The 21386-nt window shown below is 68.8% G+C and carries 18 protein-coding genes (1 of these 18 cut by a window edge); 5 read left to right on the top strand and 13 right to left on the bottom strand.

Going from position 1 to position 21386, the window contains the following annotated elements:
* Positions 1–61: 61 nt before the first annotated feature.
* The 3 genes from Q664_RS02135 to Q664_RS02125 all read right to left on the bottom strand — a co-directional run bounded on the left by Q664_RS02135 (position 62) and on the right by Q664_RS02125 (position 3490).
* Positions 62–1213: an AI-2E family transporter gene (locus Q664_RS02135; RefSeq protein WP_043389270.1), complete on the bottom strand. Its 1152-nt coding sequence runs from the start codon at positions 1211–1213 to the stop codon at positions 62–64.
* Between the two features lie 115 nt (positions 1214–1328).
* Positions 1329–2939: a peptidase associated/transthyretin-like domain-containing protein gene (locus Q664_RS02130; protein ID WP_043389269.1), complete on the bottom strand. Its 1611-nt coding sequence runs from the start codon at positions 2937–2939 to the stop codon at positions 1329–1331.
* Positions 2936–3490 (bottom strand): hypothetical protein, encoded by a 555-nt coding sequence (locus Q664_RS02125; protein ID WP_052517562.1) that lies wholly within the window; start codon positions 3488–3490, stop codon positions 2936–2938. Before Q664_RS02125 ends, Q664_RS02130 begins: the two co-directional genes overlap by 4 nt.
* 213 nt (positions 3491–3703) lie before the next feature.
* Between Q664_RS02125 and sitA5 the strand changes: the two genes are divergently transcribed.
* Positions 3704–5101 (top strand): SitA5 family polymorphic toxin, encoded by a 1398-nt coding sequence (gene sitA5 / locus Q664_RS02120; RefSeq protein WP_152621856.1) that lies wholly within the window; start codon positions 3704–3706, stop codon positions 5099–5101.
* On the top strand, positions 5095–5550 hold the full coding sequence (locus Q664_RS02115; protein ID WP_063934644.1) for a DUF2019 domain-containing protein: 456 nt from the start codon (positions 5095–5097) through the stop codon (positions 5548–5550). The genes sitA5 and Q664_RS02115 overlap by 7 nt, the downstream gene beginning before the upstream one ends.
* A gap of 23 nt (positions 5551–5573) precedes the next feature.
* Here Q664_RS02115 and Q664_RS02110 read toward each other — a convergent pair whose 3' ends face one another.
* The 7 genes from Q664_RS02110 to Q664_RS02080 form a co-directional block, all read right to left on the bottom strand.
* The gene (locus Q664_RS02110; RefSeq protein ID WP_043389263.1) at positions 5574–5810 is read right to left on the bottom strand and encodes a hypothetical protein; all 237 of its coding nucleotides are present in this window, start codon (positions 5808–5810) and stop codon (positions 5574–5576) included.
* A 54-nt stretch (positions 5811–5864) separates the two neighbouring features.
* Positions 5865–6680, bottom strand: a complete 816-nt coding sequence (locus Q664_RS02105; RefSeq protein WP_152621855.1) for a hypothetical protein — start codon at positions 6678–6680, stop codon at positions 5865–5867.
* Positions 6681–6778: 98 nt separating this feature from the next.
* Positions 6779–8668, bottom strand: a complete 1890-nt coding sequence (locus tag Q664_RS02100; RefSeq protein ID WP_043389260.1) for a sigma 54-interacting transcriptional regulator — start codon at positions 8666–8668, stop codon at positions 6779–6781.
* Between the two features lie 18 nt (positions 8669–8686).
* Complete coding sequence (locus Q664_RS57245; protein ID WP_043389257.1) at positions 8687–9676, bottom strand: hypothetical protein; 990 nt, start codon at positions 9674–9676, stop codon at positions 8687–8689.
* Positions 9673–11490, bottom strand: coding sequence for a serine/threonine-protein kinase (locus Q664_RS02090; protein ID WP_043389255.1), 1818 nt, complete (start codon positions 11488–11490; stop codon positions 9673–9675). Before Q664_RS02090 ends, Q664_RS57245 begins: the two co-directional genes overlap by 4 nt.
* 124 nt (positions 11491–11614) lie before the next feature.
* Positions 11615–12100, bottom strand: a complete 486-nt coding sequence (locus tag Q664_RS02085; RefSeq protein ID WP_043389252.1) for a tetratricopeptide repeat protein — start codon at positions 12098–12100, stop codon at positions 11615–11617.
* Between the two features lie 399 nt (positions 12101–12499).
* The gene (locus tag Q664_RS02080; RefSeq protein WP_052517560.1) at positions 12500–12817 is read right to left on the bottom strand and encodes a hypothetical protein; all 318 of its coding nucleotides are present in this window, start codon (positions 12815–12817) and stop codon (positions 12500–12502) included.
* Positions 12818–13089: 272 nt separating this feature from the next.
* On the opposite strand from Q664_RS02080, the gene Q664_RS02075 reads away from it, so the two are divergent.
* Together Q664_RS02075 and Q664_RS02070 are read left to right on the top strand one after the other, a co-directional pair.
* The gene (locus Q664_RS02075) at positions 13090–14421 is read left to right on the top strand and encodes a S1 family peptidase (protein WP_043389249.1); all 1332 of its coding nucleotides are present in this window, start codon (positions 13090–13092) and stop codon (positions 14419–14421) included.
* Positions 14409–15380, top strand: a complete 972-nt coding sequence (locus Q664_RS02070; protein ID WP_043389246.1) for an FHA domain-containing protein — start codon at positions 14409–14411, stop codon at positions 15378–15380. The genes Q664_RS02075 and Q664_RS02070 overlap by 13 nt, the downstream gene beginning before the upstream one ends.
* Positions 15381–15384: 4 nt before the next feature.
* Here the strand turns inward: Q664_RS02070 and Q664_RS02065 are convergent, their stop codons facing one another.
* The 3 genes from Q664_RS02065 to Q664_RS02055 are packed head-to-tail and all read right to left on the bottom strand — an operon-like array spanning position 15385 to position 17936.
* Positions 15385–16365, bottom strand: a complete 981-nt coding sequence (locus Q664_RS02065; protein WP_043389243.1) for an aldo/keto reductase — start codon at positions 16363–16365, stop codon at positions 15385–15387.
* A 27-nt stretch (positions 16366–16392) separates the two neighbouring features.
* Positions 16393–17403: a M28 family peptidase gene (locus tag Q664_RS51445; protein ID WP_052517559.1), complete on the bottom strand. Its 1011-nt coding sequence runs from the start codon at positions 17401–17403 to the stop codon at positions 16393–16395.
* The gene (locus Q664_RS02055) at positions 17400–17936 is read right to left on the bottom strand and encodes a hypothetical protein (RefSeq protein WP_152621853.1); all 537 of its coding nucleotides are present in this window, start codon (positions 17934–17936) and stop codon (positions 17400–17402) included. Before Q664_RS02055 ends, Q664_RS51445 begins: the two co-directional genes overlap by 4 nt.
* 226 nt (positions 17937–18162) lie before the next feature.
* Between Q664_RS02055 and Q664_RS02050 the strand changes: the two genes are divergently transcribed.
* Positions 18163–21386, top strand: partial view of a non-ribosomal peptide synthetase gene (locus tag Q664_RS02050; RefSeq protein WP_043389238.1) — the 5' portion only. It continues 2086 nt past the right edge of the window; only the first 3224 of its 5310 coding nucleotides appear in the window; it begins with the start codon at positions 18163–18165; the stop codon falls past the right edge of the window.

The following is a 21386-nucleotide window of genomic DNA, read 5'->3' as shown; positions in this document are numbered from 1 at the left end:
TCTCCCGGAGGGCGAGGGGAAATTGGCCGCGGGTCAGCGCATCTTTCCGGAGGCGCACGGATCAGTGCGGCGCGGGGCCCACTGGCTCGTCCGGACCGTGGTCGTGGGTCTCGGGCTCCGGTAGCACGGGAGCTGCCTCCGGGCGGGAGGCGCCCGCCTCGTGCTTCTCGCCCCACCGCTCGCGCTGCTCCTCCTGCACTTCCCGGAGGAACTCCTGGAGGGCCGCCGCCAATGGCAGGGCGATCATCGCGCCGACCAGCCCCATCAGCGCCGCGCCCATCAGCAGCACCACCGAGATGAGCAGCGGATTCATCCGGATGGAGTGGCGCTGGACGAGTGGTTGGATCAGGTTTCCCTCCACCTGCTGGTAGATGAGGAAGAGGCCCAGGGCGAGCAGCGCCTTGTTCAGTCCCACCGTCGTCAGCGTGGTGAAGGACACCAGCAGCGCCATGAGGAAGCTGCCGATGTATGGGATGAGGCCGAGCACCAGGTACAGGCTCCCCAGCGCCAGGAAGTAGGGCACGCCCAACAGGAAGGTGCCCAGCGCCGTGATCAGCCCACCCAGCGTCACCGTGAGGGCCGTGCCCGCCAGGTAGCCGCTCACCGCCCGGTGCATGTTCTTCACCAGCTCGCGCATCGCGGGCCGGCGCGTGGGACGCACCCATCCCAGGGCCTGCTCGTAGAGGTCCTTCCCGAAGAGCAGGGCGAAGAGGCTCAGCGTCACCACCGTGATGAACAACAGCACGCCGTTCACCGTGGTGGAGACCACGCCCGGCAGGGACTGGGCGACCTCGTCCGGCAGGTGCGACAGCGCTTCCTGCACCTTGCGCTCCAGGTCGAAGCGCTCCTCGAGCCACCGCGTCCACTCCCAGGTGCGGACCTCGCTCACCAGTCCGGGCGCGGACCGCACCAGACTGCGCACCTGCTGCACCACCAGCGGTACCAACGTGGCACCCAGCAGTCCCGCGAGCCCGAGCAGCCCCAGGAAACCCACCAGCACGCCCCAGCCCCGGGTCAGTCCCCGCCGCTGGAGCCAGCGCACCAGCGGATCGATCGCCAGGGAGACGAATAGCACCACCGCCAGCAGCACGAAGACGGCGCGCAGCTGGATGAGCATGTACGCCAGCAGCACCAGCGCACCGGCGTTGAACCCCACCGTCCAGACGGTGCGGGCGGAGATCTGCGAGCGGCGTGTCGGATCCCGGGTATCCATCCCGTGCTCAAGGTAGGCACGGTCCGGTATCGGCTTCGTTCGGGGCCAGGAGGACGGGCGGCCAGGGCGGCCCTCGTCCTCCCGCCTGATGCATCCGAGCTCCCGGGAGCCCGGTTCAGCGCGCGGGCACGGTGGTGGAGTAGGCGCCGTTCTGATCCGTCAGCGTCTGAGAGAGCAGCAGGGCGGACGGCTTGCCCTCCACGTCCACCACGCGGAAGAAGCGGATGGAGGCATAGGGGGCGGAGGGCGGCACCATGTTCGAGCCGTTGAAGGAGACCTGCCCGGTGACGCTGCGGCCCTTGGAGAGGGTGAAGGTGGAGAGCTCCAGGCTCGGCTCGGCGAGGGAAGCGTCCGGGGGCGGCACCGTCAGGATGCGGCTGACGCGCGGGAGATCCTCGGCGGGGATGAAGTCGAGCCGGTAGCGCCCCGGATCCATCGCCAGCTCGAATCTGCCCTCCTCATTCGTGGTGCGCGGAGCCTCGAAGCTGGCCGTGAGCCGGGGCCATCCGGAGGAGGCCTCCTCGAGGGGCTCGGCCACGATCGTCACGCCCGCCGCCGGCTGCGAGCCACTGGGCTTCTTCAGCTCGCCACGGACCATGACCCGCTCCCCACACACCACGTCCGCCGACTGCACGACGCTGATGCGCGGCACCTGGACGTACCTCACCGTGAAGCTCGCGCTGGAGCCCGGCGGGGGCAGGACGGAGAGCATCATCGCGCTCCCGGTCTCGTTCGGAAGGGTGAGCAGCTCGAAGGCGCCGGTCTCGTCCGTGAGCACCTTCTGGCTGCGGAACTGCCCGCCACCCCCCACCTTGCCCTGCAGGGACACCGTGGCGTGCGCCACCGGTTGCCCCTCCCGGTCCAGCACCCGGCTGCGGAGCCGCACCGGCTCGCCATGGTCCCCCATGGACAGGGGCTCCACCACGCCCTGGCGCGGGTTCACGGAGAACTGCTTCTGCGGCACCAGCGCCTGCGGGGAGGTGGGCACCACCTGGAGGAGCACCGTGGGCCGCTCGGCGGCCGCGGGCGGGAGCGCGAGGGTGAACTCCCCCGTCTCGCGCGTCACCATCACCCGCTGCGAGAGCGGGCGCAGCTCCTCGTCCTGGGCCTGGACCTCCAGCTCCACATCCACCGGCTTTCCATCCGAGCGCACCACCTTGCCGGACAGCCGGACGAGCTCGGAGGAGACGGGCAGGGTGAAGTCCATCATCACCTCATGGCCCGGCTGCACCTCGCGGGTGCCGGACAGGGGCGGCAGCTCGGAGTCGTTGGCGAAGAGGGTCACGTTGTAGCGCCCCACGCCCACCGGCAGCGTGTAGTGGCCGTCGTTGGGCACGAGCGTGCTCTCGTGGCGGCGCACCAGGCCGGGGATGAGCAGGCTCTCGCCCGTCATGCGCAGCGTGATGGGGGAGGAGTACGCGCTGTTGGAGGAGAGCCCCTCCACGCGCACCTGGCCCGTGAGGGTGGAGGACCCGTACAGCTCGATGTTCTGCTGGCTGCGCAGCTCCGTGACCCGGAAGTCCTGGGCGTGCAGGCCACCACGGGGGTTGGGGACCACCTCGACGACGATGTTCCTGCCCGGGTCTCCACATCCGTCGATGAAGCACACCTCGTTGCTGTCGCATTCGCTGTCACTGCGGCAGCCGAGGAAGGCGTCCAGGTCTCCAGCGCCGCAGCCCGTGGCGAGGGCCGTGGTCAGCAGCACGAGCGGGGTAAGTCTCTTCATAGACAGTCTCCTGCGGCCTCGGTCCTGACGAACCACACGTAGGTGGCGGTGTAGCCGGGATCCGTGCCGGTGCCCCCATCCGAGAGCTCGATGGCGCTGCTGCCGTCGGGCTCGCGGCCATTCACCAGGACGGTGTCGGTGACGACGACCTCGACGATGTGGTCGCCCGGGACGTTGAGCCGGTTGAAGTCCGCCGAGTCGAAGCTCACCTGGAAGGTGGCGCGATCGTCGCGGATGACCTTGGAGTTATTGGCCAGGATGACGTTGCGCGCGTCCTCGCTTCTGGGCCGGGTGGGATCGTAGTCCACGTACCAGTAGGCGATGAGGCGGTCGTCGACGTCGGGATCCTCGAGGATCGCCTCGAACGTCAGCTTGCACTGGTCTCCGGAGCCGTAGCCCCGGATGATGCGCTCGGTGGGTTGCGCCTGGCTCTCCACGATTCGCGGGGGGCGGTTGCGCTGCTGGGGGATGTCGCTGAGGAAACTCTCGTCCTGGGGGATGACACACCCCCCGAGAATCCATGCGGCGGCTCCAAGTCCCACCCAGTTCATGGCGGGGAGCCTTAGCAATTCGCTGGCCAATCGGTAGAAAGCGGATTTCATCGTCGGAACAGGGGTTTGGCGAGGGTGCCACACCCGGGAGGTGCAGGGAACCGCGACAGGCCTGTCACGACGAGTCCACGACGATCGGCGGTGGAGCGAGCGCCCCTCGCCAGGCAGGCGGCCGAGTAGAGGGACGGTCCGGATGGGGTACTACTGGTGCCGATGTCCAAACCTCCTGTCGATTCGTACCCCCTGGGTGAACGGTGGCGCTCGCGCATGGGAGCGCTGGCCCTGGCGGCGTTGATGCTGGTGACGGCGTGCGCCACGGGGGCTCCTCCGGGCGGCGGAATGACGGCGTACCGTGATGGTCCGCCCGTGGACGGCGCCGGGGCAGGGGATGCGGTCTTCGCCTCGCTGGCCACGGACTTCGCGCCGGTGCGGGTAGGGGACTCGGAGTTCCAGGCGGCGCTGACGACGTTCTGGCTCCACATGCCGCCTCGGGTGGCCATCTCCCACTTTCCACTGTATGCCGGCCGCGAACTGGCGCTGGCCTGCTCGTCCTCGAGCGGCGGAGCGTGGGACGCGGACCTGGAGCGCTCTTATGGGCGCTATTGCGAGAGGCGCGGCACACCGGGGGATTGCCTGACGCTGCTCGAGGACGGGCCGAGGCTACGGGATGAGGGCAAACGGAGTCTCGCGCTGGCGCTGGCGGTGGGGCCGGCCCTGGAGGGACTGGATGCGGAAGCGCGGGCGATGCTCGACCCAACACGGTTGCTGGCGACGCTCAGCATCTCCATTACGGTCTACATGGCGCTCCTGGTCGCGCCGGTGCCCGAGCCCGTGACGAAGGGCATCGCCGCCGCGTTCACCGTGCTCTTGTGGGGCTACCTGGGGTGGGAGTTCTTCGATCTGCTGCGGGCCTATGCGCGGCTCTACGACGAGGCGCCGCGTGCCTCCACCTTCGCGGAACTGCGCGAGATTGGCGAGCGGTTCGGCCGTGTTATCGGTCCGAACAGCGTGCGGATTCTCCTCATCGTGGGGACGGCGGCGATAGGGGAGACGGTGGCGCTTGCGTCCAAGGCGCCGAAGCTGCCGGGATTCGGGCAGGCCTCGCGCACGGTCGAGGCAGGTACGGGTCTGGGTCTGTTGAATGTGGCCACTGGCACCGAGCGCGTCATCGTCTCGGTACCCGAGGGGGGGATTCGCGTCGTGTTGGCGCCTCACGTGGTGGCCATGGCCACGCGAAGCGTTGTGGGTGGGGGGCCCTCACCGGGGAGGGGGACGCTCCTGCCCAACGGGCACAGGGCGTGGGGCTCACCGAGTGGTTTCAAGTCGGCCATGGGGCCGGCGGGTCAGGGCAAGGAGTGGCATCACATCGTGGAGCAGACCCCAGGCAACGTGGATCGGTTCGGAGGAGAGGCCCTGCACAACACGGAGAATGTCATTGCGTTGGACAAGGCACTCCACACGAAAATCAGCAGCCTGTATTCATCGATCTATTTGCGAATCACTGGTTCTCCCACCCTCACCGTGCGCAAGTGGCTCAGCACTCAGTCCTATGAGGCGCAGCGGGCGTTTGGTTTGTTGGCAATCGAGAACGTGAGGAAGGGGATATGGTAGCGGAGCTCGACAAGCTCATTGAGGCGTTCGCCTACCACGTAGAGGCGCAAACCCGTGAGATCTTCAACGGGGACGCGAAGACCGGAAACAAGCACGCGAAGAAAGCCATTGCCGCATTCGGTAAGCTGTGTGCTCACGGTGACGCCGGACGGGATGCACTCGCCGTGCTTTTCAACCATCCGAGTATGGACGTGCGGACGTCGGCAGCGGCTTTCCTGTTGCGCCATCGGACTGCGGAGGCCAAGGCGGTTCTGGAGGAAGCCGCGAAGGGGGAGGGATTCATTCCCTGGTCGGCTTCCGAGTGTCTGAAACGCTGGGAGGAGGGCACCTGGGCCCTGGATCCCGCGGACCCGGTTGACCCACCGGTCAAGCGCGCCCGGTCACGAACCAGGAGCAAGAGCACCCAGGGCCGTGGCCGGGGACATCACCGGGATAAGACCGGCGAGTGACGCGATGGCGGAACTCGACAAGCTTACTTCGAAACACCGTAGCGGCTCGCCATCAGCATCCGCTCCAACTCCTTGGCGTAGATAGCGATTCTTGTTGCCTCATCCGTTCCGTTGATGATCCGCCGAGCGTTGACGTAGTTGCAGTCCCTGTCCTTGATGTAATCGCCGAGTGACCTCGACGTGAACGAGCCGTTACGCATCCCGTAGGACATGATCTTGTACGCGACGTCCGGCTCAAGGACGAGTTCGGGATGGAGCATCGACAGGCCGTGCGCCGCGGAGTCATCATTGTCTGCGCCTGGCGTCGGGTCTCATCACCTTCCAGCGTTACTCCCTGAAAAGTCGGCGCGCAGCATGGGTTGAAGTTGCTTCAACGGCACTTCGACGTCGAGTGCATGGAAGGCTCGCGCTGAGACCGGTCGAAGCACCACGAGCGTTCCTTCCTTCAAGAAGAAGCGGTTCACCGAAATCGGCACGTTTGCGCCCACCTTCGTGGTCGCCGAGAGCTTCTCCTGCACGGCCTGGGTCATGGTCTCCTTCCAGGGGGTACCGGGGCGAAACAGATCCGCCACCTGATACACCGTGCCTGTCACGAGATTGACGGTGAGCCCATCGACCAGGTCATCGGGCTGGAGGCTCGGGTTGGTGCAGGCGATACGTTGCAGCCGGACGCTGAGGAGCCCGTCCTTCACCACCCCTACCAAATATGCAACGGAGACATCGGTCTTCCCGGGGTCAGGCAGGTCGGAACAGCCCTCGCCCTGACGTGTTGGCGAGGCGTCGTGCGGCGTTCGACAACTCTCGGGAACAGTGGCCAGCACGGCCTCGTCAATGAGTCGGTTGACCTTCGCGAGCGTCTCGGGCGACGAGAGTCCGACGATTTCGGGATACGCCACGTCGACGGCACATCGCCCCTTTCCCGTGGTGTAGGTCTTACGTCGCTGCACTACGCGCACGGAGCTTGCGGTCCCAGCGCCACCCGTGCCCTCGCGTGTTGTCTCTGGCGGGAAATCGAGGGACTGGACGGGTTTCGCCGTCGCTTCCTCCATGGGAGCGACCTTGACCAGAGGTTGATCGCCGCGCGAACAGGCAAGCCCCGTCGCGCAGAGGCACACGAAAAGGAATCGCAAGGGTCCTCCTCTGGCGCTTTCCGGCCTGATGCCGGTGTCAGGAGGAGGCTAGAAGTCTCGACGTCCCTTGGCAATAGAACTGCGTCGGCGCTCCGTGACTACAACAGCTCGTCGCCGTCCTCGCCGGGCGGCAGGGGCCCACCGTTCTTCTCCGCCTCCAGCTTCTCGAAGTGGCGGAAGATCGTGCGCGGATCCACTCCCAGATCCTTCGCCGTCTTCGTCTTGTTGCGGTTGTTCCGCTCGTAGACCTCCTGGATGTAATGCTTCTGCCAGCGCTCCCGCGCATCCGACAGCGGCAGTACCGGCTCCAGGCTCTCCGGTCTCAAGTCCAGATCATCCGGCCCCAGCAGCGGCTTGTCCGCCAGCACCACCGCCTTCTTGATGCGGTTCTCCAGCTCGCGGATGTTGCCCGGCCAGCCGTACTTCTTCATCGCCACCGTCGCCGACGGCGAGAAGCCCTTCGCCTTCGAGTTGAACTCCTTCGAGTACTTCTGCAGGAAGTACTTCCCCAGCACGAACAGGTCCTCGCCCCGCTCGCGCAGCGGCGGCAGCTTCAGCGTCACCACGTTCAGCCGGTAGTACAGATCCTCGCGGAAGGTGCCCTTGCGCACCTCCTCCTCGAGCACCCGGTTCGTCGCCGCCACCACCCGGATGTCCACCGGCTCGCCCCGGTGATCCCCTACCTTGTAGACCACCTTCTCCTGCAGCGCCCGCAGCAGCTTCACCTGCAACTGCAGCGGCATCTCTCCAATCTCGTCCAGGAAGAGCGTGCCGCCGATGGCCGCCTGGAACTTGCCCACCTTCGTGTTCACCGCCCCCGTGAAGGCGCCTCGCACGTGGCCGAACAGCTCGCTCTCCAGCAGGTTCTCCGGAATCGCCCCGCAGTTGATGGTGATGAACGGACCCTTGTTCCGCGGTGAGTGCCGGTGGATCTCCCGGGCGATCAGCTCCTTGCCCGTGCCCGTCTCTCCCGTGATCAACACCGAGATGTCCGTGGGGGCGATCTTGTCGATGCGCCGGTACACGTCCAGCATCCCCTGGCACGCGCCGACGATCTCCCCATAGTGGGTGTCGTCCAGCCGCTTGCGCAGCTCCGTGTTGTCCAGCTTCAGATCGTTCACCAGCAGCGCGTTCTGGATGAGCAGCAGCGCCTGCGCCGCGAAGATGGTGAGCATGTCCAGGCTCTTGGGCTCGAACCGGTTCACCAACCGATCATTGCCCACGTACAGCACCCCGAACAGCTCGTCGTTGCGCACCAGCGGCACGCACATCACCGACAGCAGCTTCAGGTTCACCACCGACTTGCTGCTCTTGAACTCGGGATCATCCAGCGCGTCGCTCAGGATGAGCGGCTTGCGGCTGCGCACCACCTTCTCGATGATCGAGTCCGACACCCGCGCCGTCGCGTCCTCGAGGTTCTCCCGCGACAGGTTGCGCGCCACCTTCACGGCCAGCTCGCCGTTCTCCCGAAGGATCAGGAAGCCCTTGTCCGCCCGCGTCACCTCGATGGCCTCGTCCAGCACGCTCTCCAGCAGCTCGTCCCGGCTGGAGCTGCCCAGCAGCCGCTCGCTGAACGCCGTCAGGCGGCGCAGCAGCACCAGCTCCCGTCCCACCACCCCTGGCATGTCCCGGGTGTGTGAATCCGGATCCGACGTCTGCTCGCGCGTCACCGACAGCGCCGGGGCCGGAGGCGGCTTCTGCACCGTGTCCTCACGCGCGAAGACGAGCTCGGTGGCGCCCACGCGGATGACGTCGTCCGAGGCCAGCACGTGGTTGTCCCGCTTCTTGCCGTTCACCTGGAACGACGCCCCCAGGCTTCCCAGCTGGTAGCGCGTTCCATCGAAGAGCACGTGCAGTGCACTGTCCGGCACCGACGGATCCTCCAGCTGCACGTCATTGTCCGCCGAGCGGCCGATGCTGGTGATGCGCTTGTGGAGGGGGACCGTGCGGACCTTGCCCTCGGGGCTGCGGACGGTGAGGCTGGCCATGTCGAAGCGCTCCTGGTCCTAGAAGGTGAGGGTGAATCCGGCCATCGCGCCGCCGGAGGTGGGGGAGAGGTGCAGGCTCGCCCGGGGCGCTGTCGGCGCGGGCGCGGGCGGCGCGGGCTCGCTGGGCGCGGGCGTGGATGGCAGCGTCTCGATGCTCGTGCGCACCACCTGATCCTGGTGGTGCAGGAGCGCGTCGAGCACCCCCAACGCGTAGACGGCGTAGAAGCCCCCGGCCGAGCCCCACTTGAGCCCCGTCCAGGTGTCGGCCTCCCTCCGGCGCGCGGTGGGAATGAATCTCACGGAGACCTTGATGGGCCCTCGCGGGTCGTCCACCGTGAAGTCCCCCGTCTCGATGAGCGAGTCGTACGCGAAGAAGGAGATGACGCTGGTGATGGCGAGCACTCCCTGGGTGGCCGCGAAGACCGTCCCCAGGCCGTTGCGGCCCTGCTGGAACTGGCCCGCGCCAAAGGGCACGAAATTCACCAGGAAGCTGCGCGACTCCACCTGCCGCACCGTCACCTGCCTCGACAACACCTCCAGGCGCCGCCGCTGCTCCTCGGCCGCCACCCGCTCCCGCTCCCGGCGCTCGGTTTCCGTGCGCTCCCGCTCCACCCGCAGCCGCCGCTCCTGCCGCACCAGCTCCAGCTCCGCCGACATCTCCTCGCGGATTCCGTCCAGGTGCTCCACCGCCGGCGGCGGCACCGAGAAGGGATCCAGGTTGAAGTCCGGCTCCAACCGCAGCAGCGCCCGGAAGTGGCGCACCGAGTCCTCGGTCCGGTTGAGGTTGAAGGCGCTCAGCCCCGCCAGCTTGTGCAGCTCCGCCAGGTCCTTGTCCGCCAGCCGGCCCCGGTCGATGCGCATCCCCGCCCGCTCCAACACCTCGGCGTAACGGCCGTACTCGTAGGTGCCGCGCAGCGTGGTCACTTCCGCGTCCACCGGCTCCTCGGCGAGCACGGAGGCGGGAGCCAGCAGTCCCACCAACAACAGGAGGCGAAGGCAGCGGCTCATTCGGCGACGAGCTTCCCGCTCAGGGTGGTGGACTTGCCGGGTTCCAGGTTCGCCACGCGCTTCTCGGTGAGGTACCCGCTGTGGCTCACCTCGTACTCCACCCGGTGCTGGAAGCTCGCCGGACCCCTCGGAGATTGGATCTCGAAGGGACGCTCCTGGGACTCGCGTACGGTGCGCACCTCGTTGCCCACGCGCACCACCGCGTCCGCCGGCTCATAGGCGAAGGACAGCCACGAACTCTTCAGCAGGGCACGCAGGCGGAAGATGTTCTCCACGCCCGGCCGCACCTCGATCGTCTCCTGCGCGTCCTCGCAGTAGTCGCAGGTGATGCTGACGGTGTGCCGGCCGGGCGTCAGCTCCACCTCGTGCCGCGCGAGCGCCTGGTCGCTGCGCGCCTCCTGATTCACGCGGATGTAGCCGTAGGGCCGCACGAGGATGGACACGGACTCCGGCGCGGCCCGGACGGGCTCGCGGGGCGCGGGCTCGGGACGCGGGACGGACCGCTTCTCGGGGATGGGCCGCGGGGGCTCCGGGGTGGTTGTTGCCTGGGGCGGGGGAGGCGGGGGTCTCTTCTCCTCGGGCGCCGCCTTCGGCACCGGGGGGAGAGTCACCTTCGCGGGAGTCTCGAGCTTGGGCGTGGGGGTGGGCGCGGCTTCCGGAGCGCGCTGTTGCAAGTGGTAGAGGCCCACGCCGAGCACCGAGGCCACCAGCAGGCCCGCGCCCAGCTTCAGCCCCCGGGCTCGCCACAGCTTCACGCGGCGCTCCCGCTCCAGTCCCTGGAGCAGCCCGAGCGCCCGCGCGTTGGTGGCGTCCAGCGCCAGCACCTGGTTGAGGCACGCCAGCGCCCGGGGCATGCGCTTGTCCGCGAGCAGCCGCTCCCCGCGCTCCAACAGCGTGGCGATGATCCGCGGGCGCATCAGCTTCTGGTACGAGGGCGGATCCGCGAAGAAGGACGCGAGCTCCTCGCCCACGCGCGCGAAGCCGAGCCCCGCCAGGTAGTCCCCGAGCGCGTCGCGCAGCCTGCCCGCGTTCGGATAGCGCCGCGCGGGATCCCTCGCGAGGCACGTGGCGCAGATCTCCGCCAGCTCGTCCGAGAGCGTGGGCACCCGCTGGCGCGGATCCTCATAGGCCCCGTCCAGGATCCGCTTGAGCGTGGCGGTGGCGTTGGTGGCCGTGAAGGGCAGCCGGCCCACGATGAGGGAGTAGAGGATGGTGCCCAGCGAGAAGATGTCCGCCTCGGCACCGGCCTCGTGGCCCTCGATGATCTCCGGGGCCATGTGCGCCGGCGAGCCCACCAGCGCCCCCGTGACGGTCATCCGCTCCTCGATGTCGAGCAGCTTCGCGATGCCGAAGTCCATCAGCTTCAGGACGCCGTCCTCGCGGACCATCACGTTCTCGGGCTTCAAATCCCGGTGGATGACGCCGGACTCGTGCGCGTGCGCCAGCGCCGCGGCGAGCTCATGGATGATCATCGCCGCCAGCTCGGGCACCTCCAGCCGGCCCAGCTCGTCCACGCAATCCTTGAGGGTGCGGCCGCGCACGTACTCGGTGACGAGGAAGGCGTCCTGCGCGCCCTCGGCCGAGAAGTCGAATACCTCGAGGATGTTGGGGTGGTGCAGCCGCGCCACCGCCCGGGCCTCGCGCGCCAGGCGCCGGCGCGACTCGGACTTGTTGGCCAGGTGCGGATGCAGCACCTTCACCGCCACCTCGCGATCCAGCGCCGTGTCCAACCCCTTGTACACGACGCTCATGCCCCCGGAGCCGAGCTCCTCGAGGATGCGGTACCGCCCGATGTTGCGGCCGATGTGCGTCATGGGTGCCGAGTCTCAGTCTACCAAGCCGAGGCCTGTTCGGACGCGAGTGTCAGGGTGGCGGGCGTGGGTATGACAGCGACGTCGGGGTTGGATTCTAGGAGCCACCCCCGTGGGGTGCAAAGCGTCAATCGCGCTTGATGCGGCGACGCGCGGCGAGCCGGTCCAACAGGGCGTGCAACAGCGGCTCGGGCTGGCGGGGCAGCTTGCGGTCCGTGGGCGAGCTCACCGGGAGGGAGCGGGCGAGCCGGTACAGCTCCACCAGCCGCTCGCGGAACAGCTCGTTCTCCGGATTCTCCTGGAGGGCGCGGCGGTAGGCGGCCGCGGCACCTACATAGTCCCCGAGGAAGAAGAGGCGCTCGCCCTCGGTGACGGGGGTGGAGGGGCCCTGGGGAATGGCTTCGGGGACGGCACTGGCCCGGAGGGCCTGGAGCGTCTGGAGCTCCTGGGGCTGGAGCATCTCGCGCAGGTTGGCCAGCTTGAGGCCGAGCGCCTCGTCCTCGGGGAAGGCCCGACAGAGCGATTCAAAGAGGCTCAGGGCCTCGTTCAGCTCTCCGCGGCGCAGGGCGCGTTCGGCATGGGCGACCATTTCGGCGCGGGCTTCGGGGTTCATCTCGGGCGCAAGGTTACCGTACAAAGGGGGGAAGTCACCCGAGGACTCTGGGGCTTGCTCTGAAGGTGGACCGGAGGTTCACCCCGGGAAGACCGCCCGGTCGTCCGCCTGCCCTGGCGGCGGGAGACAGAAAATTCTTTTTATCTAGATTTTTCTTGTGCTGGCGGTACGCCCGTTCCGCTCCGGCGAGGGGGCAAGGGGAGGCGGCGCCGGGCGAGCACCTGTGGAGCCGCATCTTCGGCAACGGCATGGGCGGTCGGTGAAGGCCTTCGCGGCCGGTGGTTCGGGTGGGTCGGTGGTGGCGGGGGACTCCTGGGCACGGTGGACTTCGGGGCCGACGCGCTGCCGGCGGCCGGGTATGACCGTGGGCCTGCGCGCTCGCCCCATTCCAGGGACTGCCTATGCTCGCGAGGTGGTGCGCCGCATTTGCGGCACTGCCCACGCGGCGATGAGCAGGAGGGGGAGCAACCACCATCCCACGCTGACGATCCAGGAGTAGAGGCCACCTCCCCAGAAGGCATTCTCATCCTCGGCGAGCACCAGTGCCCCAGTGAGTTGAGACGAGTCGTCGAGGAGGCGCTCGTTCTCGAGAGACGGCATCGGGCGCAGCACGAGGCTGACCGTGGGATCGTCTTTAAGGGTCGCTTCGAAGGTGAAGAACTTGGTGGTCAGTGCAAGCAGGGAGACCACCACCAGTCCGAGTCGAATGGCTCTCATCGCTTTGTTGGCGCCTTGAGGGCAAATTCTTTCCGGAGACCGTCAAGCTCCGCGTACAGCAGGTCTCCAGGACATTCCGTCTTCCTTCTTGACGATGTGTTCGGTTGGCACGATTCCCCCCCAGAATGCACCTGGTTCCATAAGGGTGCTATCCGCCCAGTTTACTCCACACCCGCCAGCGGCGGCACTCGTCGCGAGGCGCCGGTAGCCGAGTGGATTCCATTGAAGTGAGGCGGGCAATGCGCGGTGGTTCCGCCTAGTGTGTGCCCCCCATGTTGACGCTCCTCCTCCTCGCCGCGCTGGCCCAGGCTCCGGTCCCGGCCGCGGATGCCCTTCCCGGAGACCCGCCGGATGCCGGCACTCCGGCCGTCGTGCCTCCGCTGCCCGTGGCCACGCTGCCCCCCGCCACCCATGAGCTCTTCGAGCGCCTCAAGGGCCGCGTCGCCCAGGTGCGCATCATCGAGCGGCGCAGTGGCACCCGGTCGTCCATCGGCTCGGCGTTCTTCGTGAGCACCGAGGGACACGCCCTCACCAACTACCACGTCATCTCCGACATCGTTCACCACCCCGAGGACTACACCGCCGAGCTGGTGCGCGAGGGCAAGGAATCCGAGTCCATTCCCGTCCGCGTGGTGGACGTGGACGTCGTGCACGACCTCGCCGTCATCCAGCAGGACGCTCCGGTGACGGACTGGTTCGAGCTGGCCCCCAAGGAGCCTCCCCAGGGCACCCGCCTGTACGCCATGGGCAACCCGCATGACCTGGGCACTACCATCGTCGAGGGCACCTACAACGGCCTCGTGCAGGACGCGCTCTATGACAAGGTGCACTTCAGCGGCGCCATCAACCCCGGCATGAGCGGCGGCCCCACCGTCACCAGTGATGGCCGCGTGGTGGGCGTCAACGTGTCCACCATGGGCAACCAGCTCGGCTTCCTCGTGCCCGTGGTCCATGCCCGCGAGCTCGTGGAACGCGCGCGCGAGGTGAAGGAGAGCAGCCCCTCGGCACTCCTGGCCGTGGTGGGCTCGCAGCTCCTGGACAACCAGCAGCGCATCACCGAGCGCCTCCTGGCCGCGCCCCTCCCGACCCAGAAGCTCGGGGACTACCACGTGCCCGGCCGCTGGTCGCCCTTCCTCAAATGCTGGGGCGATACCCCCCATGAGCCGGAGAACCCGTACACCATCACCAGCTACCAGTGCTCCTCCGAGGAGGACATCTACCTGAGCGGCGCGCACCGCACCGGCGTGGTGGCCTATGACCATGCCTATGTGTCGAGCGACCAGCTCGGGTCCCTGCGCTTCGCCTCGCTCTACGAGGCCACCTTCAGCAATGACCCGGGCGGCGTGGACGCCACCAAGGAGGACGTGACGAACTTCCGCTGCCGCGTGGAGTTCGTGAAGGTCGGCGGCATCCCCACTCGCACCGCCCTGTGCCTGCGCGCCTACAAGAAGTTCCCCGGCCTGTATGACCTGGCGCTCCGGGCCGCGACGCTCAACGCGAGCACCTCGGGCGTGCAGACGAGCCTCACCCTGGCGGGGTTCTCCGCCGACAACGCGCGCGCCATCGCTCGCCGCTACCTGGAGGCGCTCGCGTGGACGAAGTGATCTTCCTGGAGGTGCTCGAGGCGGACGAGGTCCATGCCCGCCACCGGCTGGACCGCTTCCCCGCCACCGTGGGGCGCGGCTACTCCAACGACGTCATCCTGGATGACCCCAAGGTGTCCGCCTCGCACCTGCTCATCGAGCGCACCGAGGACGGACGGCTGATGCTGCGCGACACGGGCAGCACCAATGGCACGTTCCGAGTGGAGCCCTGGGCGCGGCTCGCGGAGCTGGAGCTCACGGACGACGCGCGCGTGGCCGTGGGAGACACCGTGCTGCGCTTCCGCGGCCGGTCGCACGTGGTGGAGGACACACGCGTCACCGCCATCCCCGTGGCACCCCAGGTCCGCCCCTTCGAGCGGCCCTTCGCCTTCCCCGTGGTGCTGGCGGTGACGGTGCTCACCTACCTCCTCCGCGAGTACCTGACGAACTACCAGAAGACCGACTGGGGCTCGCTGGCCCTGGCCGTCGTCGCGCCAGTGTTCGTGTGCTTCGTCTGGTCGGGCCTCTGGTCCGTCGCGAGCAAGGTGGCGCGGCGCGTGTTCCACTTCGGCGCGCACGGCGCCATCGGGAGCCTCGGGCTGCTCGGGCTGCTGGTGATTCCGCTGCTGATCGGCGTCATCACGTACAGCCTCGGGCTCGGCGCGTGGGTCCGGTGGCTGTACCTGGCCACCTACCTGGGGTGGATGGGCTTCATCCTCTTCTGGCACCTGCGCTACGTGACGCGCACGGAGCCCCAGCGGCTCATCACCGTGCTGGGGCTCGTCCTCGTGTGCTTCGGCGCGCTCACCCAGGCGGACTCGCTGCTGGGCGAGGAGGACTTCTCCTCCACCATCGACTTCGACCGCACGCTGCTGCCGCCCGCCTTCCAGTGGGTGCCCTCCAAGCCGGTGGACACCTTCTTCGAGGACACGCAGAAGCTCCAGGAGGACGTGGACAAGCTGGCGAAGGAGAAGTCCTGAAGCGCTACATCCCGCGCACGGCGTGCGGCTGGTAGGGCGCCTCGAGCGCCTTCACCTCGTCCGCGCCGAGCGCCACGTCCACCGAGCGGATGGCCGCCTCCAGGTGCTCCAGCTTCGTGGCGCCGATGATGGGCGCCACCACCGCCGGCTTGGAGTGCAGCCACGCCAGCGACACCTCCGCGGGCGTGTTGCCCCGGGCCGCCGCCACCTTCTTCACCGCCTCCACCACGTCCCAGTCGTGCGGATTGTCGTAGAGCGCCGTCGCGAACGCGTCCGAGCCCGCTCGCGCCGTGGCCTGCTTGTCATCCAGCGACTTGCGCGTGCCCGCCAGCAGCCCGCGCGCCAGCGGCGACCACGGAATCACCCCGATGCCCTCCGCCTCGCACAGGGGCATCATCTCCCGCTCCTCCTCGCGGTAGACGAGGTTGTAGTGGTTCTGCATCGACACGAAGCGCGCCCAGCCGTTGCGCTCCGAGAGGCTCAGCGCCTTCGCGAACCTCCACGCCGCCGACGAGCTCGCGCCGATGTAACGGACCTTCCCCTGCCGCACCAACTGGTCCAGCGCCGCCAGCGTCTCCTCCAGCGGCGTCTCCGGATCCGTCCGGTGGATTTGATACAGGTCGATCGTCTCCACCCCGAGCCGCTTCAGGCTCGCCTCGCAGGCCTGCACCACGTTCTTGCGCGACAGGCCTCCCATGTTGGGCCCGTCCGTCATGGGGAAGTACACCTTGGTGGCGAGCACCACCTCCTCCATCCGCGCGTACTTGCGCAGCGCGCGGCCGGTGACCTCCTCGCTCACCCCGAGCGAGTACATGTTCGCCGTGTCGAAGAAGTTGATGCCGGCTTCCACCGCGCGCTGGAAGAAGGGCTGCGAGGCCGCTTCATCCAGCACCCACGGGCGCCAGCTGGGAGTGCCATAGCTCATGCACCCCAGACAGATGCGCGACACCTTCAGACCGGTATGACCCAGGTTGGCGTATTTCATGCCCTCACCCTGTCATACCGGCCGGAGTCATGGCAGCGGACCTTCTGCCCAGTACGCGATTCCCGCCGCGGACAGCCGGGTGACGCCCTCGAGGAAGTCGTAGTCCAGCGTCGAGGGCACGTCCGTTTTCTTGTGGTAGTGGGGATTGCGGAAGTTGGCGGTGTCCGTGAGGAAGAGCGCGCTGTGCCCCTCCAGCCAGAAGGGAGCGTGATCGCTGCGCATGAGGTTGCCCGAGAAGGGACCGGAGCCGTTGATCGGCGCCACCGCGCCCCGGAGCGGCACGAAGTCCAGCCGGCTCCCCAGCGCGTACAGCTCCTCCAGCCGGGGCCGCGACTGCTCGTTGGCGATGGCGGCGATGAAATCCCCCGTGTTGGGAATGGGGAAACCGGGCAGATCCATCTGCGCTCCCGGACGCGCGTCCTTGTAGCCGATGCAGTCGAAGACGATGGAGGCGACGATCTCCTCTGTCGGCAGCATGCGCACGAAGCGCGTGCTTCCCACCAGGCCGAGCTCCTCCAGGTCGAAGCCCACGAAGCGGATGGTGCGCGCGAAGCGTTTGCCCGCCGCCAGCCGCGCCATCTCCAACATGGCCGCCACGCCCGAGCTGTTGTCGTCCGCGCCCGAGTAGAACGAATCGTAGTGCGCCCCCACCACCACCACCTGCTCGGGGTGCTCGGTGCCGCGCACCTCCGCGATGATGTTGGTGGTCGGCCACGTCGGGCCTTCCGCCTTCTGCTCGCTGACCGTGTACTCGAGGGACTGGAAGCGCTCGCGGATGAACTGGCGGGCCTTCTCCCGGGTGAGGTTGCACACGGGCTGGTGTTCCAGGTCGATCTGGTCCGGGTCGAAGGCACCGCAGTCGAGCTTGGTGTCCTCGAGGTGGGCTTTCTCCAGGGCGAGCACGTCCGACTCCAGGCGGGACTTCTCCGCGCCCGCGCCGAAGTCTCCCGCCCGGAGGACGGCGGTCTCCTCGACGGCCGGGCGCGAGGAACAGGCATTCACGGCGAGCAGCAGCAGGGCGGCGCGCAGGGCTCTCACAGCATCACCCCCACCTGGAGCAGGCCGAGCTGCAGGCGCATCAACGAGCCGGGCCGGGGCGAGAGCAGGGTGCCCCATTGGAGCTCGAGTGCACTCGCGGTGAAGCGGCCGAAGGCGAAGCGCAGCGGCGCGGCGTGGATGGCCGCGTAGACGGGCCCGAAGCCCCGGGTCCGGACGTCGGGGTAGTCCGCGGGGAAACCCGTGTTGGGCGCGGCCACGACACGCAGACCGCTCAGCCCCAGCTCCGGGCCCACCGCCGGCCGCCACACACCCATCTCCGCGGTGATCTGGGCGCGGGCGTAGACCTCGAGCGGTGGGTTGCCCCCCGCCGAGCTGAAGTTCCAACGTATGCCGCCCCCCAGCCGCCAGCCGCCGGTCTCGTAGGCATAGGCGGCCTCGAGACCCGGGCGGTGGGGCAGGGCGAGCGACAGCCCACTCGAGGAGAACAGGTTCCCCCCGAGGGACAGCTCATGTCCGGAGGCCGAGGCCATTCCCGGAAGTAGTACGGAGGCGAGCATCATCCAATGGCGCATGGCGCGGCACTCTAACTCCTCCGCGAGTAAAGGGGCGCGCGCCCGCAGTCCCAGCGGGCTGGCGTCGGCCCGAACCGGGAGTCTTGGAGCCCCGATGGTCAGCGTTTAAGGTGGCGTCCGAGAAACAGGGGGCAGGAAGAGCTTGTCGGAACCGCTCGGCCCCTGGCGGCCGTGTGGTTGCCGTGCCGGGTTCCTCATGCCCTCCGAGCCCCGCTCGTGAGGTCCCATGCCGCTGTTGTCGCGAGAGAATCCTGCGCGCGCCGTCCCCATGCCCGAGGGCACCACCTTCGTGGACGTGCTCCGCGAGCGGGCCCTCCTCCAGCCCGACGCCCGGGTCTTCACCTTCCTCGACGAGGCGGGGGAGAGCTCCGTCACCTACCGCGAGCTGGACGAGGGCGCCCGCGCCGTCGCCGCCACGCTGCGTCAGCACCTCGCTCCCGGTGAGCGGGCGCTGCTGCTCTACCCGCCGGGCCGCGAGTACGTGCTGGGCTTCCTCGGGTGCCTCTACGCCGGTGTCATCGCCGTCCCCGCGTATCCGCCGGATCCCTCCCGCCTCGCCCGCACCCTGCCCAGGCTCCAGGCCCTGGTGGCCGATTGTCAGGCCACCGCCGCGCTCACCACCTCCGCGCTGCTCGACATGGTCGGCTTCGTCACCGAGGACGCTCCCGGCCTTCGCGCGCTGCGCTGGCTGGCCACCGATGCGCTCGAGCCCGGCGCCGCCAGCGCGTGGTCCGCTCCCGCCCTGTCCTCCGACGACCTGGCCTTCCTCCAGTACACCTCCGGCTCCACCGGCACGCCCAAGGGCGTGATGCTCAGCCATCGCAACCTGCTGCACAACTCGGGGCTCATCGCGCTCGGCTTCGACGCCTCGCCCCGGCCCGTGGGCGTCATCTGGCTGCCGCCGTACCATGACATGGGGCTCATCGGCGGCATCCTCCAGCCCCTCTACCGCGACATCCCCACCGTCCTGATGTCGCCGCTCTTCTTCCTCCAGCGCCCCCTCAACTGGCTGGAGGCCATCTCCCGGCACGGCGGCACCGTCAGCGGCGGTCCCAACTTCGCCTACGAGCTGTGCATCCGGAAGACGACCCCCGAGCAACGCGCCGCGTTGGATCTGCGCGGCTGGGAAGTGGCCTTCTGCGGCGCCGAGCCCATCCGCCCGGAGACGCTGGACCGGTTCGCCGAGGCGTTCGCTCCCGCGGGCTTCCGGCGCGACGCCTTCTATCCCTGTTACGGGCTCGCCGAGGGCACGCTCATCGTCAGCGGTGGGCGCAAGGCCGCGCCGCCCGTGGTGCGCCGCCTCGAGCACACCGGGCGCCAGGGCGTGTCCATGGTGGGCTGCGGCGGCTCCCTGGGAGAGCAGACGGTGCGCATCGTCGATCCCGAGACGTGCGAGCCGTGTGCCCCCGGCCGGGTGGGGGAGATCTGGGTCCGCGGCCCCAGCGTGGCCCGGGGCTACTGGGAGCGCTCCGACGACACCGCCCGCACCTTCCAGGCCCGCCTCGCGGGCTCCGGGGAAGGGCCGTACCTGCGCACCGGGGACCTCGGCCTGCTCGAGGGGGACGAGTTGTTCGTCACCGGCCGGCGCAAGGACCTCCTCATCATCCGTGGGCGCAACCACTACCCGCAGGACCTCGAGCTCACCGTGGAGCGGTGCGACCCGGGGCTGCGGCCCGGCTGTGGCGCCGCCTTCTCCGTGGACTCCGGAGGCGAGGAGCGGCTGGTCGTCGTCCAGGAGTTCGCCGATCGCTCCGGTGGTGACCTGGAGAGCCGCACCCGTGAGGTCATCGCCCGCATCCGCCAGGCGGTGGCCGAGGAGCATGAGCTCGGCGTGCATGCCGTGGTGCTGCTCGTGCCCGGGAGCATCCCCAAGACGTCGAGCGGGAAGATCCAACGCCATGCCTGCCGCACCGCGTTCCTCCATGGCTCCCTGGAGGCCGTGGGCTCCTGGCGCGAGGGCGCCGACGGGACTCGCGTGGCGGCGGCGCTCGTGGAGGGAACGGAGGAGTCCGCGCCGCCTTTGTCCGCGGGAGTGGAGGCGCTGCTTCCCTGGCTCTCCGCCCGCTTGTCGCGGGAGCTGCGGATTCCCGCAGGCGAGCTGCGGCTGGATGAGCCCCTCACGCGGTATGGGCTCGACTCACTGCGCGCCATGGAGGTGCGGAGCTCGCTCGAGCTGACGTTCGGCGTGTCCCTGCCCGTCACCAGCCTCCTGCGCGGGCCCAGTGTGCGCGAGCTGGCCGAGAGTCTCGTGGCCCGCCCCACCTCCGAAGCCGAGGCTCCACTCGCGCCTCAGGCCCTCGAATCGGCTCCAGCCCTCTCCGAGGGCCAGCGGGCGCTGTGGTTCCTGCAGCGCATGTCCCCGGAGAGCACCGCGTACCACGTGGTCCGCGCGGCGCGAATCCGCTCGCGTCTCGATGGGGCGGCGTTGGAGCGGGCGTTCCTGTCGCTCGTGGCGCGCCACCCGTCGCTGCGCGCGGTGTTCCCCGAGGAGAATGGCGCCCCCGTTCCGCGCTTCCTGGAGTCCTCGGGCCCCCTCCTCCAGGTGGAGAACGCCACCGGCTGGAGCGAGGCCGAGGTGGCTGCGCGGCTCGACACCGAGGCCCACCGGCCCTTCGACCTGGAACGCGGTCCGCTCATGCGCGTCCTGCTCCTCACCCGGGGCCCGGACGAGCACGTGCTGCTGCTCTCGCTCCACCACCTCATCACCGACTTCTGGTCCATGGGCGTCATGGTGGAGGAGCTGGGCGCGCTCTACACCGCGGAGACGGGCGGCCTCGCGGGTGTGCTGCCGGCGCTCGCTCCCAACCCCGTGGAGGCCACCCGCGCGCTCTCGGCCCGGCTCGCGGGCCCCAGGGGCGAGGTGCTGCGCTCCTTCTGGAAGCAGCGGCTCGGCGGGGAACTGCCCCTGCTGGCGCTGCCCACGGATCGTCCCCGGCCCCGGCTCCAGTCCTTCCGCGGTGACTCACTCCCGTTCCACGTCGGGCCGGAGCTGACCCGGCGCGTGAACGCGCTCGCGCGGGAGAGCGGGGCCACGCCGTACATGGTGCTGCTCGCCGCCTTCTTCGCCTTCCTGCGCCGCTACACCGGTCAGGAGGATCTCATCGTGGGCTCGCCCACCGCGGGCCGCACCCGGCCGGAGTTGACCCGGCTCGTGGGTTACCTCGTCAACCCCGTGGCCCTGCGCGCCAGCGTGTCCCCGGGCACCACCTTCCGGGAGCTCGTCTCCCAGGTTCGCGGCACGGTGCTCGAGGCGCTGGAGCACCAGGACATGCCCTTCCCCCGGCTCGTGGAGCAGCTCCAGCCCAGGCGTGAGCCGGGTCACTCGCCCGTCTTCCAGTCCATGTTCGTCCTGCAGCGCGGCCACCTGCCCGGCGAGGGCGCCTTGCTCCCGTCCTTCGCCCTGGGCGGAGCGAACGCGCGCATGAGCCTCGGTGCCCTGGAGATCGAGTC

The sequence above is a fragment of the Archangium violaceum Cb vi76 genome, assembly GCF_000733295.1.
GTDB lineage: Bacteria > Myxococcota > Myxococcia > Myxococcales > Myxococcaceae > Archangium > Archangium violaceum.
The sequence above is the reverse complement of the archived record's forward strand: the minus strand, read 5'-3'. Positions and strand labels throughout refer to the sequence as shown.